We start from the raw sequence: 16,590 nt of genomic DNA, 5'->3' as shown, positions 1-16,590 counted from the left end.
CGCCCAACTGAACGGAAGTTCGCCCCCATGTCTCAGCACACCGCAGTGCTGTCGTTCTACGACGAGCAGCGTCACCTCCAATTCACCTGGTCCGGCGCCTTCGACGAAGGCATCACCGTCCACGCGGCCGCCGGCGGCGCACTCCTTGACGAACTGCTCCTCACCGAAGCTCAGCAGCACGCTCTCTCCGACGGCGCAGACGCGCACTACATCGTGGCCCTGTTCCAGGTCTTCTGCCTCGCCTATCAACCCAGCCTCGACAGCACGGACGGTTTTGCGCAGGGGATTGTCTCGGCCAAGAGCGTGACCTCGAAATGACGTACACCTTCACTCGGGCGTGTGCCGAGGACGCCGATAGCGCCAAGCTTCTGCTGACGCAGCGTGCGATGTGGCTTGCGTCCAGGCGGATTGATCAGTGGGGGCTCTTGGATCCTGTGCGGACTACCGAAGCGACGATCGCGGCCGGAGAGACCTGGTTGTTGCGCCACGACATGACAGCTGAGGCGCTGGCGACTGTCACGCTGTCGACTCGGGCGGATCGGGACTTCTGGACCAGGGAAGAGGCAGCGACTCCGGCGCTGTACATGTCCAAGCTGGCGACGTCCATCAAGTACGCCGGCCTCGGGCTGGGGGAGATGACGTGCATCGCGGCCTGGCAATACGCCCGACAGTACGGCGTAGGTCGACTTCGCGCTGATGTGTGGCGTTCCAACACGCGGCTGCACGACTACTACCGGGGCATCGGCGCCGAGGTGCTTCGGACCGTTCAGGCTCCCGGTCGACGGTCGGGGACGCTGATCGAGTGGCGTGACGAGCTTGACCTGCGAGGGGCCGCGTTGGATGTTCCACGCCTGCTGACGATGGACGTGCGCAGCGACGTGCTCGCGATTGTCGCCTCGCATCGCATCGACCTTGGTGTGGCCCGGTCCGGCGCACTTCGTCGCTCAGGTCGCCCGAGCCACCAACACTCCACGCGCAAGTTGAAGTACTCGAACGGCAGGGCGATCGTGCTCACTGACTTCTCGGCTGTTGAGTTCGTGCTGCACCACGCCGGCGACAGGTGGCGGGTCAACGGCCGACCGGTGCGAGGAGACGCGCTGGATCAGCTGCAACCCGGGCTGCTCTACCGACTACATCATGCTTCTTCGGACGAGAGCTGCGACGTCGTGATCACGGGGGACGTGCTCAGCGGCGACTGCCAGTTGACGCCTGACTGAACCGGACACCCGAGGCCGCCAAGTGCGGTCCATCTCGAACACTGAAGGAGCCAATTTTGGCCGCCACAACCGCCGTTCCGCCTCCCAGACCGCTTGGCATCGACATTCTGGCCATGCCTGAGATCGCCGACCTGGCCGGCGTGAAGCTCAACACGATCGTGATGTGGCGCATTCGGCATCGCGGCGGCGACGCTCCGTTTCCGGAAGACGATGTCAACCTGTGCGGGCGTCCGGTCTGGCGGCTCGAGCGTGTCACGGCCTGGCTCGATCTGACTCACCGCCCGTACGACGTCGCGAGGTGGCGTACCAAGCGCATGGCCGGCGCGTACCGGCGCCCGCCAACGGCCGCTGGACGCAAGTAGAACAGACACGGCGAGACAGCATGAATGCCGCGGCCGTGGCTCAGGTCGGCGGTTCGGTGTCCGTTTCGGTCGCGTAGGTTCTGCCAGCTTTGATGAGCCGCTTGATCAGCCCGGCCTTTGCCTCGAGGTATGCGGCGCGGTCCGTGAGCAATAGGTGGGCCAGATCCCGCTTCAGGGTGGCGTACAGCTCGCGATCGGCCGCATTCCGTCGGAGATGGTCCCGTAACAGGATGTGGTCCCGATGCGGCTTGCTGCCGTCCACTACGACGTACAGATGGTGGTACTGCCGGGCGCCCGGCGGCAGCGCAAACGACTCTCGGCCGGGGATGCCTAGATCCTCGCGGTGTTGACAGCCGGCGGTGGCAAGGCTGCTGATCGCGAGACGTACCGCCTGTGTGGACGGGACGACGACGTCGATGTCGATGATCGGCTTGGCCGCGAGCCCCGGAACGGCGGTGCTCCCGACATGCTCGATGCGATGCGGGACCTCGGTGAGGTACGGAGCAAGTTGCGCGCTGATCTCGTTGAACCACAGTGGCCAGCGTAGGTCGTAGTCGACGACTTCAACCGGCGGAGTGAGATCGAGCTGAGGTCGCCCCTGGCCGAATAGACGACGCCACGGTGGCAGAGATCCATGCGCGCGTGGTTGCATGAGGTAGCCGTGCTGGCGGCCGGCCTGCAGGGCCTCCCCACTGCTGCCGGTCGATAGCTGGCCGCCCTGGAGCGTCATGATCGGCCGGGCGCTGCCGGCACTTCGGCTCGGGTGGTGGTTGAGACATGGAGGACCTCAGTCATGTGGCTAGTGCGATTCGGGGGAGTCGCGGACAGCGAGGTGGCCGCGAGCGGCTGCGACAGCCAGCCAGGGGACAGCCCCAAGGGTGCCGATGCCGAGGAGGAGCAGGGCCGGGCGGAGACCGATCGCACTGCCGAGCAGACCTCCGAACAGGCCGCCGAGCGGCCCAGGTCCCCAGTCGACGAGGTGGATGACGGAGCCAACCCGGCCTAGGAGCTGAGGCTCGACCGTGCGTTGGAGCATGGTGGACCTGAGGATGATCAGATACACGACGCCGAGGCCGAGCAGAAACTGACCGGCGCCAATGGTCAGGATGACAAGCAGGTGCGAGCCGCTCGCCAGCGGGATGAGCAGGTTGCCACCAAGCAGGATCGCGGCAACGACGGAGGTCGCAGACGTTCCGAAGCGGCGGCTGACGGGGGTGGTGACCAGGCCGGCCAGCAGTGGACCGAGAGACCCGATCATCGCGATTACACCGAGCTCCGCGGGGGACAGCCCGAGCTCCCGCACGCCGTACAGGACATACAGAGCGAGGACTCCCCACTGGAAGAATTCGAAGCTCCCCTTGCCGAAGGTGATCGCGACGATTCCGCGGTGGCTGCGGAACGCGGCGAAGCCGGCACGTACCGAAAGCTTGAACTGCCGCTCGGTCGGGACCGGTGCAGGGTCAGGCCCGCGCCCGCACGCTTGCAGCAGGGCAGCCACCAAGAAGGACAGACTGTCGACAGCCACCGCGACAGGAGCCGTCAGAACCTGTACCAGCAGGCCGCCAAGGCCCGGACCGGCGACTGCTGTGACGGAGTCGGTCAGGTGCAATGCTGCTGTTCGCGGCAGTCAGTTGCCGTCGGTCTGTGACCAGCGCCGGAACGTATGCAACGTGGGCCAAGCTGTAGCCGAGCGCCAGCCCGCCGACGGCGAACGCCACAACGCACAGATGAGTCATCGTCAGTACGTCGAAGGCAGCGGCAAGGGGAACGCTGCCGATCAGCAGCGCCTGCCCGATGTTGCACCAGAACAACATTCGCCGGCGCCGGACCCGGTCGACGAGCACGCCGAGGACTACTGACAGCAGGAGGCTTGGCAGCGACTCCAGGGCTGTGAGGACGCCCATCTCCGCCGGGCTGGCGGACAGTAGCAACACGGCGACCAGCGGGATCGCGAGCTCGCTGATTTGCGTTCCGGCGTTGGACAGCAGTTGGGCGGTCCAGAAGAACGCGAACGGCCTGTTCCGGCGCAGCGGAAGACTGTCGGCGACGTCCGCCACGCGTGCTTTGTACTTCATGACGAGTCTCCCCGGATCGGCGGGTTCTGCACGAGCCACGGGGCTCACTCCAGCCGTGACTACGTGGCGGTCCGCGGTTCCGGTTCCACTCGCAGGCGCCGAAGGTGACCCCGGTCAGGCAGAGGGCTGCGCCGCGACCGCGGGGAAACAGTCGCGAGCCTCGCCCGTACACGGCCGATGGCGGAGAGGGAGATCCTCGCCGACCGTGCGCGCGGCTCAGACGCAGTTGCCTGACCGGGGCGTCTATGGATGATGCGCCGTCGAAGCGTCTTCAGGTGCGGTTGCGTCGCCGGGGTACGGCGCGTCCGCCGTGGCGGCTGGTCAGCCAGCCGTCAAGCTCTCGGGCAGGACCGCCTCCCCCAGAAGGCGGTCCAGTTTCCGAGCCACGGACTACCGCGATGCGGAAATCGAATTGCTGTATGCGGAAGCGTAGGTGCCCGCGAGTAGCCGGGTCAAGACCGGCGGCCGTGGCGATCAGATCGTTGCTATTGGCATGGAGTCGTGCGCCGCCCAGATTCTTTGCCTGAGGCATCTGTTTGCGGCCGCGACGGCGGTCACCCTGTCACGGAAGGCGTTTCCCCGCGAGGTGACGAGGTTGCTGACAGATCACGAGCCGCAGCGGGCTGTGACAGAAGTGGGGCAAATGCTCTATTGCTCGCGCTTATAGCTGCATGAGAACCAAGTATTGGACACCCCAATAGGCGGTTCCTAGCATCAAATTAAGGCCCGTCCGACGGCCGAAAACTTCGCGGCCGGGACCTGCCTCCGCGGCCGACCACAACTCTTTGAAACCCTCCAAGGAGGCGACGCATGGACGTAGTCCAGCGGCGATCGTTCATCAAGGGAGCCGTCCTCGGTGTGGCAGCGGCCGGCGGAGCCGCCTCGCTGCTGACCGGGTGCACCCCTGATGCGGCGCCGCCCGCCCAGAACACGTCAGGAGCGCCGAAACACGGTCGGTTGGACTGGCAGCTCGCCTGGATCAAGAACGTGCAGTTCTCAGGCTCATACATCGCCCATGCAAACGGCTACTACAAAGCCGGTGGCTTCGACACCGTCAACTTCCTTTCGGGTGGCCCGACTGTCGTGCCAGTGCCAGTCGTCGCCTCCGGAAAGGCGTTCGTCACGACGGCGGCCGCGGAGCAGGTCGCCGGCGCCATTCTGCAGGGGGCCGATGTCGTCTGTATCGCCTCGCTCTACGAGAAGGCCGCGTTCGGCCTCATGTCCCTCGCGGACAAGCCGATCACGAGTCCGCAGGGGATGAAGGCCAAGCGGATCGGGGTGCAGGTGACGAACACCGGCATGTTCGAATCGTTCCTCTCGGCGAACGGCGTGAATCGCTCGGACGTGACTGTGGTTCCGGTTCAGTTCGACCCGGCCCCGCTGACCACCCGGGACGTCGACGGCATGTTGTGCATGGTCACGGTCCAGCCGGTCTCGCTGAACCAGCAGGGCTACCAGGTGGCCACCTGGCTGTTCAACGACTTCAACTACCCGAAGATGGATGGGTTGTACGTCGTACGGCGCGAGACCCTGACGAGAAAGCGCGACAAGGTCAAGGCGATGTTGAAGGCCGAGATCCGGGGCTGGCGGGACGCCGTACTCAAACCGGAGACCGGTGCCCGTCTCGCCGTCGATGTCTACGGCAGCGACCTCGGACTCGATGTCCGTGCGGAGACCGACACCGCGAAAGCCCAGAACCCACTGATCTACACCGCCCGCAGGAAGACCGAGGGAATCCTGTCGAGCAGCGCCGAGCTCAGAGAGCAGACCGTCCAGACGCTCGGCCTCGGGGGCATCGCCATCACCGACAAGAACCTCTTCGACAACTCCGTTCTCGACGAGGTGTTCGCGGAGAGCCCTGAACTCCGTAGCGGACTATGAGGAGCAGCAATGACCAAAGCAACGCACTCGCAGAAATCCGTCAGCTGCCCCAGGTCTGGCGATGGGATCTACCTGCAGAACCTCTCCAAGCAGTTCTCCATCGGCCATGAGGTCGTACCGGCTCTCCAGGAAGTCAACCTGGAAGCGGCCGCCGGCTCGTTCGTGGCGCTGATCGGCCCGTCCGGTTGTGGCAAGTCGACGATCATGCGGATCCTCGCCGATCTGGAGCGCCCGACCAGCGGCACCGCCCTTCTACACGGCTCGACGCCGGCTCAGATCCGCCGGTCGCACAAGCTCGGCATCGCCTTCCAGGACTCGGCGCTGCTGCCCTGGCGCACCGTCCAGGCGAACATCGAGCTCCCGCTGGAAGTGTCGGGGCTGTCGCGGTCCAAGGAGGACATCGCCCAGCTCATCAAGCTTGTCGGCTTGAGCGGGTTCGAGAACGCGCGCCCGACCCAGCTGTCCGGTGGCATGCGTCAACGTGTCGCGATCGCCCGTTCACTGGTCGTGGAGCCGAGTGTCCTGCTGATGGACGAGCCGTTCGGCGCCCTCGACGAGATGATGCGCCGGCGCCTGAACCTCGAGCTCCAGCGAATCTGGACCGAGCGGCCGGCAACCACCCTGCTGGTCACCCACTCGATCCCCGAGGCCGTTTTCCTGGCCGACCAAGTGGTCGTGATCAGTCAGCGTCCCGGCCGCGTCACTGCGACCGTGCCGATCGATCTGCCGCGCCCGCGGACCCCGGAGACGCTCCGGACGCCCGAGTTCCACGAGCTGTGCGACAACGTCTCCGACCTCCTGTTCGAGACCTTCGCACCGAGCGACCGGGCGGCGGTGAGATGACGACTACCCCGAGCAGAACCGCCAGGTGGCTCTACGGAAGCCTGGGGTTCCTCATCGTGCTCGTGTCCTGGCAGGTCGCGGCGCAGTTCCTGTTCGCGGAAGGCGCTACGATCCCGCGTCCTGGACAAGTGTTCGCACAGCTCCTCCGGGACGGCTGGGAGCTCTACGGACCGAACATCATCACGACGGGTCGCGAAGCTGCCAAGGGCTGGCTCCTCGGCAACGCCGTCGCGATGCTCCTCGCGCTTGTCGTCGTACAGTCGGCGACCATCGAGCGCTTCGCGATGCGTATCGCCGTTGCGGCGTACTTCCTGCCGGTGGTGGTCTTGGCCCCGATTCTGGCCATCTTGTTCACCGGCGACTGGCCGATGGTCGTCATCGCCGCGATGACTGTCTTCTTCCCGACCCTCGTCTTGTTGCTGGTCGGCCTGAAGACGGCCGAAGCCAGCAGCCTGGAGGTTGTTCGCTGTTGTGGCGGGCGCCGACTGACGGAACTCAGGAAGGTCCGCCTGCCCGCCTCCGTCCCGAGCTTGTTCACCGCGCTTCGACTTGCGGCACCGGGCGCGGTTCTCGGAGCCGTCATCGGTGAGTACGGCGGAGCCGAGAAGGGCCTTGGTGTCCTCATGATCAACGCCCAGCAGTCGCTGGAGGTCGAAAGGACCTGGGGCGTCGCGATCGTACTGGCCGGCCTCGTCGGCGTGGCGTACGGCGCCACAGTGCTCACGCAGCGTCTCGTGGCCCCTTGGAGCATGGAGAGTCGTCATGTCTAGTCAACAGCCGATCGGCCGCCGATCGGTGGGCCAGCGCCTTGCCGAGGCAGCGAGCGAGATCAGAGCAGGAAGCGTTCGGCTCGTCGTGGGCGGCGTGGTGTCTCTCGCGCTCATCCTGATCTGCTGGCAGCTCCTGATCACCGTGTCCCAGGTGTCCGACTTCATCGCCAAGGGGCCTCGCGACGTCTACACCTACCTGGTCACCGACCCGGTGGCGCCCAGGTACCGGGAGGAGATGTTCTCGGCACTGCTGGAGACCTTGGGCCACGCGGGCATCGGGTTTGCCGCTGGTGGGCTGGCTGCCGTCCTGTGTGCGCTCATGCTCCTGTGGTATCCGACCGCGGAGCTGTCGGTGATGCCGTTCGCGCTCACCATCAGGACCGTTCCGATCATCGCCATGACACCGGTGATCGCTCTGGTGTTCGGGCGTGGACTGCTCGGAGTCACTGTCGTCGCCGGGATCGTCACGTTCCTGCCGACGCTGGTCAACGTGACGGCCGGGCTTCGCAGCGCCTCGAAGACGTCGCTGGATGTTCTGCATGCTTATGGTGCTGGTCGGCTCACGGTCCTGCGGAAGGTCCAGCTGCCGAGTGCGATGCCCGCGCTGTTCGCGTCAGCGCGCCTGGCCGCACCGGCTGCGGTGTCGGGCGCTCTCCTGGCGGAGTTCCTTGTCACCGGCAACGGAATCGGGACGCTGATGCTGACGACCATCAGCACCTCGGACTACATCCGGCTGTGGAGCGCGGTCTTCGTGGTGACGACCGCCTCCGTCGTCCTCTACGCCATCGTCGCGGGACTCGAGAGCCAGGCGCTCCGGCGTTACGCACCGGGGCACGGGAGGCAGGTGCATTGACGGAGCAACCGGAGCCCCATTCCTACTGAGCAGTCACCGAGTCGGCGCTCCACGCAGGCAGTCTCCTGCGCACAGCTGAAGACCCGGAGCACTGCTCGTCTGCCAAAAACAAGTACCAGTCAGGAGATAGTGAAATGTCCGAGAACACAGACAAGGCTCAAAGCGGTGCGACATCGGTGCGAGACCTCCGCGCGCTCCCGAAGGCGCACCTGCACCTGCACACGGAAGGGTCCATGCGGCCTTCGACCCTGCTCGAGCTGGCGGAGGTCTACGGGATCCCCGCCCCCGAGATGGGTGTGTACGAATCGTTCGCGGCCTTCGACGCGATCTACGGGACGGCGGTGAACGTCCTCAAGACCGAGGCCGACCTGCGCCGCCTGTACGACGAGATCGTCGACGACGCGGCCGATGACGGGGCCGTCTGGGTCGAGCCGGCATTCTGCCCGCCCATGCTGCCCTGGCTCGGTGAGTCCGAGCACGTGCTCGAGATTGCCATCGACGCACTGAAGAGCGCCTGTCAACGGCGGGGCATCGACGGTGGCTTCCTGCTCACCATCAACCGGGCCGACGTCGGGATGGCCGCGGGCCTGGCCGATCTGGCGGCGCGCTACGCCGGGAAAGGTGTGGTCTCCTTCGGGCTCGCGAACGACGAGAACATCGTCGGACCGGAGCCGTTCGCGGAGGCCTACAAGGTGGCGAAGGACGCGGGCCTCCTGGCGGCGCCGCACGCGGGCGAGATGGCTGGCGCGGACAGCGTTCGGCGGCACGTCGAGTACCTCAACGCCGACCGGCTTGAGCACGGCGTACGAGGCCTGGAGGACCCCGCGGTCTTGGAGATGATTCTCGAGCGCGACATCTGCCTGGACGTCTGCCTGACGTCGAACGTGCTCCTGTCGGTGGTCCCCAACATGGAGGAGCACCCGCTGCCGAGGCTGCTGGACGCCGGGGTCTCGTGCAGCCTGAACGCCGACGACTCGTTGCTGTTCGGGCCCGGACTGCTCGACGAGTACGAGAACGCTCGGAACGCGGTCAAGCTCGACGATGTCGCACTGGCCGGCATCGCCGCAGCGTCCATCGCGCACAGCGGCGCACCGGACTCGGTCAAGCGTGAGGCGAAGGTCAGCATCGCCGACTGGCTCACCAAGTAGATCGCCGACTGCCGTCAGCGAGTAACTCGAGAGGAGAGAGCCCGGCGAGCCGGTAGGAGATCGTCGCCGGGCCCAGGATCAGAGACCATGCTCGAAAACCTTGTGGTCGTGACCGTTGTGGCGCTCGCCGGCGCCCTCGTCGGCATCTCCGGCTTCGGCTTCAACATCGCCGCGACCCCGGCTCTGGCGCTGGTCATGCCCAGCAAGGTTGCCGTTGTCATCGCGCTCGCGAACGGAGTCTCGACCAACGGGATCCTGTCGTTCACCATGCGATGGCCGCGCGCGAAGCTGGTCGAGCTGCTGATCGGCAGTGCTCTCGGGATCGCCTTGGCCGCCGGCTTTGTGGCGAAGCTGGACGAGACCACGGTCAGGATGGCAGTGGCCGTCGTCGCACTGACGTCGATCGCGATGATGGTGCGTGGACAGCGGGCCACGTCGCGCACGTCCCAGGAGCCTGCGAAGGTTCGCCGGCAACCCAAAGGCCGGACCGCTGCCGTGTTGGTAGGTGGCGTCTCCGGCGTACTCGCATCCGCGACCGGGATGGGCGCACCAGTGGTGGCGGCGTACCTGTCACGGTGCGGCGTGGAGAGTGACGAGATCCGAAGCATCGTGACGATCCACACCTGTGCTGTGAATCTGGTGGTGATCGGGGCCGCGATGACTGTGGGCTCGGTGGACCTCTCGGCGTTGTGGCTCGCGTGCTCCCTGCTTCCGGTGAGCGCAGTCGGGTTGCTGGCCGGAGCCTTGGTTTACCGGAAATTCAATCGAGTCTTCCGCCCGACCGTTTTCGCGATGATGTTCACTGCTGCGGCCGTGAGTGTCGTACTGCTGATTTCTCGATAGAAGGAACGATCATGGAAGTGGATGATTCGGTGAAGGACGAATACGCGGTGGCCGAGGCTGAAGTTCTGGCCGTGGTCAACCGGGAGACCCAGGCCTGGAACAGCCAGGACGTGGAGCTGCTGCTCAGTGTTTTCCACCCCCACATGTGCTGGGCCTGGCCGCCCGACAACGACGCTCACGACCCGGAGAAGTGGGTCTTCGCGCTGGGCCACTTCGACACCGAGCGCTGGGGCAAGTGGTGGCAGTCCCGATTCGACGACTACGAGGTCGTGCACAACCAGAGGAATGTCGTCCGCATTCTGATGTCCGAGCAACTCGACGCCGCACTCGCCATTGTCGACATCGACACTCGTTGGAAGCATCGCCAGACCGGGGAAATGATGCTCTGGCAGGGCCGCACCGGAAAGATGTATTCCAAGAATGACGGCGAGTGGAAGATGATCAACCAGACCGGCGTTTTGACCTACTAGGAGTGGGACTGTGAGCGAGCAAATTACTGCAGTCGATCTGAAGCTTCTCGGTGAAGCCATTGAGGTGGCGGGCGAGGCCGGTGCCCGGGGCGACTATCCGTTCGGCTGCGTTCTGGCTGACTCGGAGGGCACCGTCATCGGTCGCTTCGGCAACTCGTGCTTCACCTCCGGCGACCCGACGGCGCACGCGGAGGTCGGACTCATGCGCGACCTGGGCATGCAGGCCTTAGGGCCGGTCGACCTCTCGAAGTGCACCGTGTACGTGAACGCGGAGCCTTGTCCGATGTGCGCGGCAACCATGTACTTCGGCGGTGTCCGTCGCATCATCTTCGCCCTGGGAGACGAGCGCTGCCGCCAGATCACCAGCCGGCAGCCGGACGCTCCGCACATCGAGATGGAGGTTCGTGACCTGCTCGGCAAGGCCGTGCAGCCGGTCGTGATCCTCGGACCGGCGTTGGAGGACGAGGCGGCCAAGGTCGTCGACCGCTACATCAACGGGCCCAACTGACTGGGCCCTTCATGAACGGCTGCGCGAGCAACGGGGTCGCGCACCGGGGGCTCCCCACCTGTTCCTCCCGACACGACAGGTGGGGATTCCCGCACCTGCGGGAAGGCGGCGCCGGCTGTGCCATCAGCCCCGGCTGCAGCCGGCGTCGCCACAACTGAGTCGGGGCCATGAGAAAGGACGGTGCAACTGTGCAACCGATGAGCGCCGCTGCCCTGCGGGATCTGTGGACGCGGTTCTGGACCGCCAAGGCGCATACCCAGGTGACGTCGTCCTCGCTCATTCCGTTTCATCCGTCCGCGCCGATGTTCACGAACGCGGGGATGATCCAGTTCGTCCCGTACTTCCTGGGCGAAGTGCCTGTGCCCTACTCGCCGCCGCGGGTGACGAGTGTGCAAAGGTGTGTACGGGCCGGTGGGAAGCACAACGACCTCGACGCGATCGGGCGGTCGCTTCGCCACCTGAGCTTCTTCGAGATGCTCGGAAACTTCAGCTTCGGCGATTACTCCAAGCAGGACGCGATCCTGTGGGCCTGGGAGTTCGTCACCGAGGTCGTCGGCATCGACAGCGACCACCTCTGGGTGACCGTTCACGAATCCGACGACGAAGCCGCGGACATCTGGTCGACCAAGGTCGGGCTGCCTTCGGAACGGATCCAGCGCCTCGACAAGGACAACTTCTGGGAGATGGGTGACATCGGGCCTTGCGGTCCATGCACCGAGTTGTTCTACGACTTCGGTCCCGACTTCGGGCCGCCTGGTGGTCCGGCCAATCCTGAGTCCGAGCAACGCTACGTGGAGTTCTGGAACCTCGTATTCATGGAGCAGTTCCGGGATGGCGACGGGGAGCTGTCGCCGTTGCCCAAGAAGCATGTCGACACCGGCGCCGGACTCGAGCGCCTTGCGGCACTCCTCCAAGGCAGTCCGTCGCTGTTCGCTTGCGACACGCTGAGCGCCTTGCTGCGGGCAGCCGAGGACGTCACCGACCGCAGGCTTGGCGAGGACGCGCAAGCTGATGTCGCGCTGCGGGTGATCGCCGATCACGCCCGAACCATGACGTTCCTGATCGCGGACGGCGTCGTACCCAGCAATGATGGTCGAGGGTACGTCCTTCGTCGCATCATCCGCCGGTCGATCCGATTCGCTCATCTGCTTGGCGTGACATCGGCGTTCACCACGTCGATGGCTGATGCGGTGTTCGAGACGATGGGTGCGGCGTATCCGGAGCTGATGAGGCAGCACGACCTCGTCGAGTCGGTGCTCAGGCGTGAAGAGACACAGTTCCGCAAGACCCTGCGGGCCGGGCTGGACATGCTCGATGCAGAGTTGGCAAACCTCGCAGACGCCGAGGAGGCACTGCCAGGTAAGGTCGCTTTCACGCTGCACGACACCTTTGGGTTCCCACTCGACGTCACAGTCGAGATCGTGAGCGAACGTGGTCGCAGTGTTGACTTGGACGAGTTCGAGCGACTGATGGACGAGCAGCGTGCGCGAGGTCGGCGGTCCAGGGTTCGGGCCGCCGCTGACGACCCGGCGACCTTCCAGCAGGCGCTGGCGTACGGCCCGACTGACTTCGTCGGCCGCGAGACCTACGAGACCCGGGCGCACGTGATCGGCGTCGCCAACGGACCCGACAGCGTCAAGGTCATGTTGGATCGCAGTCCGTTCTTCGCCGAACAGGGCGGCCAGGTTGGCGACACCGGCGTGATTGTGCGTGAGCGCGACGGTGCCGTGTTCGAAGTGAAGGACACAGTCTTCGGGTTGCCGGGACTGCACCTTCACCTCGTCGAGAAGCAGGCCGCGGCGATCCTCAGCGTGGGCGACGAGGTGCGAGCGTCCATTGACGCGGACCGTCGCGACGCCATCCGGCGCAATCACACCGGAACGCACCTGCTGCAGTGGGCGCTTCGGACCGTTCTCGGTCCTCATGTTGCACAGCAGGGGTCCCTGGTTGCCCCTGACCGCCTGCGATTCGACTTCAGCCACTTCGAGCCCGTGACTGCGGATCAGCTCCGCGAGGTCGAAGATCTGGTGAACCGAGAGGTCCTCTCGAACGCCGGAGTCACGCACTACGAGTCGACGTACGACGAGGCAGTCGCCCAAGGCGCGCTCAGGATCGCGGGCGAGACGTACTCGGACAACGTTCTGGTGCTGCAGGCCGGCCCGCACTCGCTGGAGCTGTGCGGTGGAACTCACGTCGCGGCGCTGGGACAGGTCGGAACCCTGAAAATTGTGTCCGAGAGTTCCATCGGCTCCAACCTGCGCCGGATCGAGGCCGTGACAGGGGCGGAGACGATCCGCGCGTTCAGGGCTCTCGGCGAGACGGTCGTCAACGCGGCGGCGGAGGCCGGCGTTCCGGCCACACACCTTCTGCCCGGCCTCTCGAAGCGGATGGCTGATCTCCGGGCGGCACGGGCCGAGGTGCGGCGGCTGAGCCAGCAACTCGACGACTTGGTCGTTGAGCGCCTGCTCGGTCAGGTCCATGGCGGCGCCCTCGTGAACTCACTGCACAACATCGAGGTCGAAACACTCCGCCGACTGGCTGTCGCGACCCAGGAACGTGGGGACCTCGAGGTCGTGGTGCTCGGCTCGATCGTTGGCGACAGGCCGATCGTCGTGGCCACGGTCGCTCCGGACTCTGACGTCGACATCGACGCACTGCTCGGTCCCTTGTCGAGGGCGATCGGTGCCAAGAACCCCCAACGCGGCAAGGTCGCGCTGATGGTCGGGGTTCACGCCCAGTGGCTCGATGCCGGGCTGATGACAGTGCGGAAGCAGCTGATTTCAACTGCGGTATCAGTGAGGCGCTCTGTGGGTTCGACTGCCGGGGACCGGCCTGATTCGGGGAGCGACACATGATCTTGCGGATGTCGGCACTGTTCGCGCGGACTCTTCGTGAGGATCCCGTGGACGCAGAGGTGCCTAGCCACAGACTTCTGCTGCGTGCCGGCTACCTGCGCCGGTCCTCGCTCGGGGTCTACACGTGGCTGCCCCTGGGCCTTCGGGTCCTGCGCAACATCGAACAGATCGTCCGCGAGGAGATGCACGCGATCGGCGCGCAAGAGCTGCAACTGCCTGCTCTTCTGCCGCGTGAGCCGTACGACGTCACAGGCCGTTGGGCCGAGTACGGCGAGGGCGTCTTCCGGCTCAGGGACCGCAAGGGGTCCGATTACCTGCTGGGTCCCACCCACGAGGAGATGTTCACCCTCGTGGTGAAGGACCTGTACTCGTCGTACAAGGACCTTCCCGTCACGCTGTACCAGATCCAGACGAAGTACCGCGACGAGGCACGGCCCCGGGCGGGACTGCTCCGCAGTCGCGAATTCGTGATGAAGGACAGCTACTCCTTCGACACCACAGAGCGAGGCTTGGCGGCGTCGTACGCGGCACATCGCGCGGCCTACGTCCGGATCTTCGATCGGCTGGGCTTCGAGTACGCGATCGTCTCGGCGACCGCAGGTGCGATGGGCGGCTCGAAGTCCGAGGAGTTTCTCGCCAAGGCGGCGGTCGGCGAGGACACCTATGTCCGCTGCACGCGCTGTGAGTACGCGGCCAATGTCGAAGCGGTAGAAGTCCGGGTGCCGGAGGTGCCGTCCGTCGACGGCATTCCGGCGGCGCGCACGGAGCCGACTCCGGACTGCCCGACCATCGAGGCTCTTGTCGATCATCTCAACGAACACTTCCCCTGCGACGATCGGCCGTGGCACGCCGGCGACACTCTCAAGAACGTCATGATGGTCCTGACTCATCCTGATGGCACCCGCGAGCCATTGGCCATCGGCATCCCAGGCGACCGCGTGATCGACCAGAAGCGCCTCGAGGGTCTGCTCGAGCCGACTCTGGTCGAGCCGATGGACGCCGAGGAGTTCGAGAAGCACCCGTCGCTCGTGAAGGGGTACATCGGGCCTGGTGTGCTGGGGGAGGTCAACGAGTCCAAGATCCGCTACCTGGTCGACCCGCGCGTTGCGGCCGGTACTCGGTGGGTGACCGGGGCGAACATCGACGGCACCCATGTCCTCGATCTCGTCGCCGAACGGGACTTCGAGCCGGACGGCACGATCGAGGCTGCCGAGGTACGCGACGGAGACGGTTGCCCATGCTGCGCCAAAGGGGTGCTCGAGACTGCTCGAGGCATCGAGATGGGCCACATCTTTCAGCTGGGCACGAAGTACGCCGAGGCGCTCGACCTCAAGGTGCTCGACGAGGACGGCCAGCTCGTGACGGTCACGATGGGTTCGTACGGCGTCGGAATCTCCCGCGCTGTCGCGGCCGTCGCGGAGAACACTCACGACGAGCTCGGACTGTGCTGGCCTCCCGAGCTGGCTCCGGCCGATGTCCATGTCGTCGCGGCCGGCAAGGACGACAAGATCTACGCCGTCGCCGCGGCGGTCGCAGCGGAACTCTCGAGGCAGGGCCTGACGGTCATCTACGACGATCGGCGAGGCAAGGCCACCCCAGGCGTGAAGCTCAAGGACGCCGACCTGATCGGCGTGCCGCTGATCGTTGTCGTAGGCAAAGGACTTGAAGACGGCACGATCGAGGTCAAGAACCGCATGACGCGGAAGTGGAAGGTCTGTACGGCGAGCACGGTGATCGACTTCGTCGTCAGGGCGGCCTCCGGGGGTTCGTCTTGATTCGCGTCACCGGCGACGCCGAGGAGTTCAAGGCCCGGGTAGGTCCGCTGCTACTGCGCGATCCGGTTCTTCACACCGTCCTGCTGACCCACCTGGCTGAGCGTGCCGACGGCAACGGTGGCGACGACCACGCCGAACCGACGTACTTCTCCGTCCACCGCGGCGGAGTGGTGGCCGGCGCAGCGATGGCGACGGCGCGGGTTGTCGCACTCGGTGGGCTGCCCATGGGACTCGTTCCGGACCTGGTGGGCGTGGTTGCGGAGTTCGTGCCGACAGCGCAGATGGTCGAGGGATTGTCGGGCGTCGCACAGAGATTCTCGGCCGCGTACGCCGCCCGGCTCGGACGGGAGTTCAGCGAGGCTCAGGCGATGCGACTGTACCGCCTTGGCAAGTTCGTCGCGCACCGGGCTGACGGCAGGCCTCGTCTGGCCACCGAAGGCGACATCGAGCTGGCCAGTCGTCTGATCGATGCTTTCGGCCACGACGTCGGCGAACCGCTCGTGGACCCTGAAGCCTGGGCCAGGGACCGGATAGACGTCCGTCGGTTGTGGTTCTGGGAGAACAACGGTCGCGTAGTGAGCATGGCGGGACATCGTGGTGCAGCCGCCGGCGCCGCGCGAATCGGGCCCGTCTACACACCTGTCGCCGATCGTGGGCAAGGCTACGGCAGCGCTCTCACAAGCCACCTCACCGAGCGGATCCTGGACGGCGGCATGCGGCCCTGCCTTTTCACTGACCTGGCCAACCCGACATCCAACAAGATCTACGCCGCGATCGGTTACCGCGCCCTTGCCGACTTCAAACGGTACAAGGTGAGGTAACCGAAGATTCGAGCTCGCCATAAAGGTTGCTTATATCTACATCAAGGAAAGGTATTGGACGGGTCTTTCGTCGCATCCATAGCATCGGGTGCGGACTCGTCGAGATGTCAATGGTATGGGTCCTAACCGGTGGAATCTGCCCGTGACATGGTGTGAGAAAGGTGCTGCT

At 65.5% G+C, this 16,590-nt stretch carries 17 protein-coding genes; 14 read left to right on the top strand and 3 right to left on the bottom strand.

Going from position 1 to position 16,590, the window contains the following annotated elements:
• Positions 1 to 27: 27 nt before the first annotated feature.
• The 3 genes from E1218_RS04940 (at position 28) to E1218_RS04930 (ending at position 1,579) form a co-directional block, all read left to right on the top strand.
• The gene (locus E1218_RS04940; RefSeq protein ID WP_132316687.1) at positions 28 to 318 is read left to right on the top strand and encodes a hypothetical protein; all 291 of its coding nucleotides are present in this window, start codon (positions 28 to 30) and stop codon (positions 316 to 318) included.
• Positions 315 to 1,217, top strand: a complete 903-nt coding sequence (locus E1218_RS04935; RefSeq protein WP_132316685.1) for a GNAT family N-acetyltransferase — start codon at positions 315 to 317, stop codon at positions 1,215 to 1,217. The genes E1218_RS04940 and E1218_RS04935 overlap by 4 nt, the downstream gene beginning before the upstream one ends.
• Before the next feature lie 113 nt (positions 1,218 to 1,330).
• The gene (locus E1218_RS04930) at positions 1,331 to 1,579 is read left to right on the top strand and encodes a hypothetical protein (RefSeq protein WP_132316683.1); all 249 of its coding nucleotides are present in this window, start codon (positions 1,331 to 1,333) and stop codon (positions 1,577 to 1,579) included.
• 40 nt (positions 1,580 to 1,619) lie between these two features.
• Here E1218_RS04930 and E1218_RS04925 read toward each other — a convergent pair whose 3' ends face one another.
• The 3 genes from E1218_RS04925 to E1218_RS04915 all read right to left on the bottom strand — a co-directional run bounded on the left by E1218_RS04925 (position 1,620) and on the right by E1218_RS04915 (position 3,654).
• Positions 1,620 to 2,309, bottom strand: coding sequence for a GrpB family protein (locus E1218_RS04925; RefSeq protein WP_132316681.1), 690 nt, complete (start codon positions 2,307 to 2,309; stop codon positions 1,620 to 1,622).
• Between the two features lie 69 nt (positions 2,310 to 2,378).
• Positions 2,379 to 3,134 carry an MFS transporter gene (locus E1218_RS04920; protein WP_325052808.1) on the bottom strand — a complete coding sequence of 252 codons (756 nt, stop codon included), beginning with the start codon at positions 3,132 to 3,134 and terminating at the stop codon, positions 2,379 to 2,381.
• A complete protein-coding gene (locus E1218_RS04915; protein ID WP_132316677.1) occupies positions 3,040 to 3,654 on the bottom strand; it encodes an MFS transporter in 615 nt (204 codons plus the stop codon). The genes E1218_RS04920 and E1218_RS04915 overlap by 95 nt, the downstream gene beginning before the upstream one ends.
• 810 nt (positions 3,655 to 4,464) lie before the next feature.
• Between E1218_RS04915 and E1218_RS04910 the strand changes: the two genes are divergently transcribed.
• From E1218_RS04910 to E1218_RS04860, 11 genes are all read left to right on the top strand, one after another.
• On the top strand, positions 4,465 to 5,535 hold the full coding sequence (locus E1218_RS04910) for an ABC transporter substrate-binding protein (protein WP_132316675.1): 1,071 nt from the start codon (positions 4,465 to 4,467) through the stop codon (positions 5,533 to 5,535).
• A 9-nt stretch (positions 5,536 to 5,544) separates the two neighbouring features.
• Complete coding sequence (locus E1218_RS04905) at positions 5,545 to 6,378, top strand: ABC transporter ATP-binding protein (protein WP_132316673.1); 834 nt, start codon at positions 5,545 to 5,547, stop codon at positions 6,376 to 6,378.
• Positions 6,375 to 7,148, top strand: a complete 774-nt coding sequence (locus tag E1218_RS04900) for an ABC transporter permease (protein ID WP_132316671.1) — start codon at positions 6,375 to 6,377, stop codon at positions 7,146 to 7,148. Before E1218_RS04905 ends, E1218_RS04900 begins: the two co-directional genes overlap by 4 nt.
• Complete coding sequence (locus E1218_RS04895) at positions 7,141 to 8,001, top strand: ABC transporter permease (protein ID WP_132316669.1); 861 nt, start codon at positions 7,141 to 7,143, stop codon at positions 7,999 to 8,001. The genes E1218_RS04900 and E1218_RS04895 overlap by 8 nt, the downstream gene beginning before the upstream one ends.
• Before the next feature lie 134 nt (positions 8,002 to 8,135).
• Positions 8,136 to 9,149, top strand: a complete 1,014-nt coding sequence (add, locus tag E1218_RS04890; protein WP_202865791.1) for an adenosine deaminase — start codon at positions 8,136 to 8,138, stop codon at positions 9,147 to 9,149.
• An 87-nt stretch (positions 9,150 to 9,236) separates the two neighbouring features.
• Entirely contained in the window at positions 9,237 to 9,992 is a 756-nt protein-coding gene (locus E1218_RS04885) for a sulfite exporter TauE/SafE family protein (RefSeq protein WP_132316667.1), read from the top strand.
• A gap of 11 nt (positions 9,993 to 10,003) precedes the next feature.
• Positions 10,004 to 10,462 carry a Cif family virulence factor gene (locus tag E1218_RS04880; protein ID WP_132316665.1) on the top strand — a complete coding sequence of 153 codons (459 nt, stop codon included), beginning with the start codon at positions 10,004 to 10,006 and terminating at the stop codon, positions 10,460 to 10,462.
• Positions 10,463 to 10,472: 10 nt separating this feature from the next.
• Entirely contained in the window at positions 10,473 to 10,970 is a 498-nt protein-coding gene (locus E1218_RS04875; protein WP_132316663.1) for a nucleoside deaminase, read from the top strand.
• A 167-nt stretch (positions 10,971 to 11,137) separates the two neighbouring features.
• The gene (gene alaS, locus E1218_RS04870; RefSeq protein WP_132316661.1) at positions 11,138 to 13,825 is read left to right on the top strand and encodes an alanine--tRNA ligase; all 2,688 of its coding nucleotides are present in this window, start codon (positions 11,138 to 11,140) and stop codon (positions 13,823 to 13,825) included.
• An 8-nt stretch (positions 13,826 to 13,833) separates the two neighbouring features.
• Positions 13,834 to 15,600, top strand: a complete 1,767-nt coding sequence (locus tag E1218_RS04865; protein WP_202865793.1) for a proline--tRNA ligase — start codon at positions 13,834 to 13,836, stop codon at positions 15,598 to 15,600.
• Positions 15,597 to 16,421 carry a GNAT family N-acetyltransferase gene (locus tag E1218_RS04860; RefSeq protein ID WP_165949122.1) on the top strand — a complete coding sequence of 275 codons (825 nt, stop codon included), beginning with the start codon at positions 15,597 to 15,599 and terminating at the stop codon, positions 16,419 to 16,421. Before E1218_RS04865 ends, E1218_RS04860 begins: the two co-directional genes overlap by 4 nt.
• Positions 16,422 to 16,590 lie beyond the last annotated feature (169 nt).

Origin of the sequence: Kribbella turkmenica (assembly GCF_004348725.1) — a bacterium.
In the GTDB taxonomy this organism is placed as follows: Bacteria; Actinomycetota; Actinomycetes; order Propionibacteriales; family Kribbellaceae; genus Kribbella; species Kribbella turkmenica.
The sequence above is the reverse complement of the archived record's forward strand: the minus strand, read 5'-3'. Positions and strand labels throughout refer to the sequence as shown.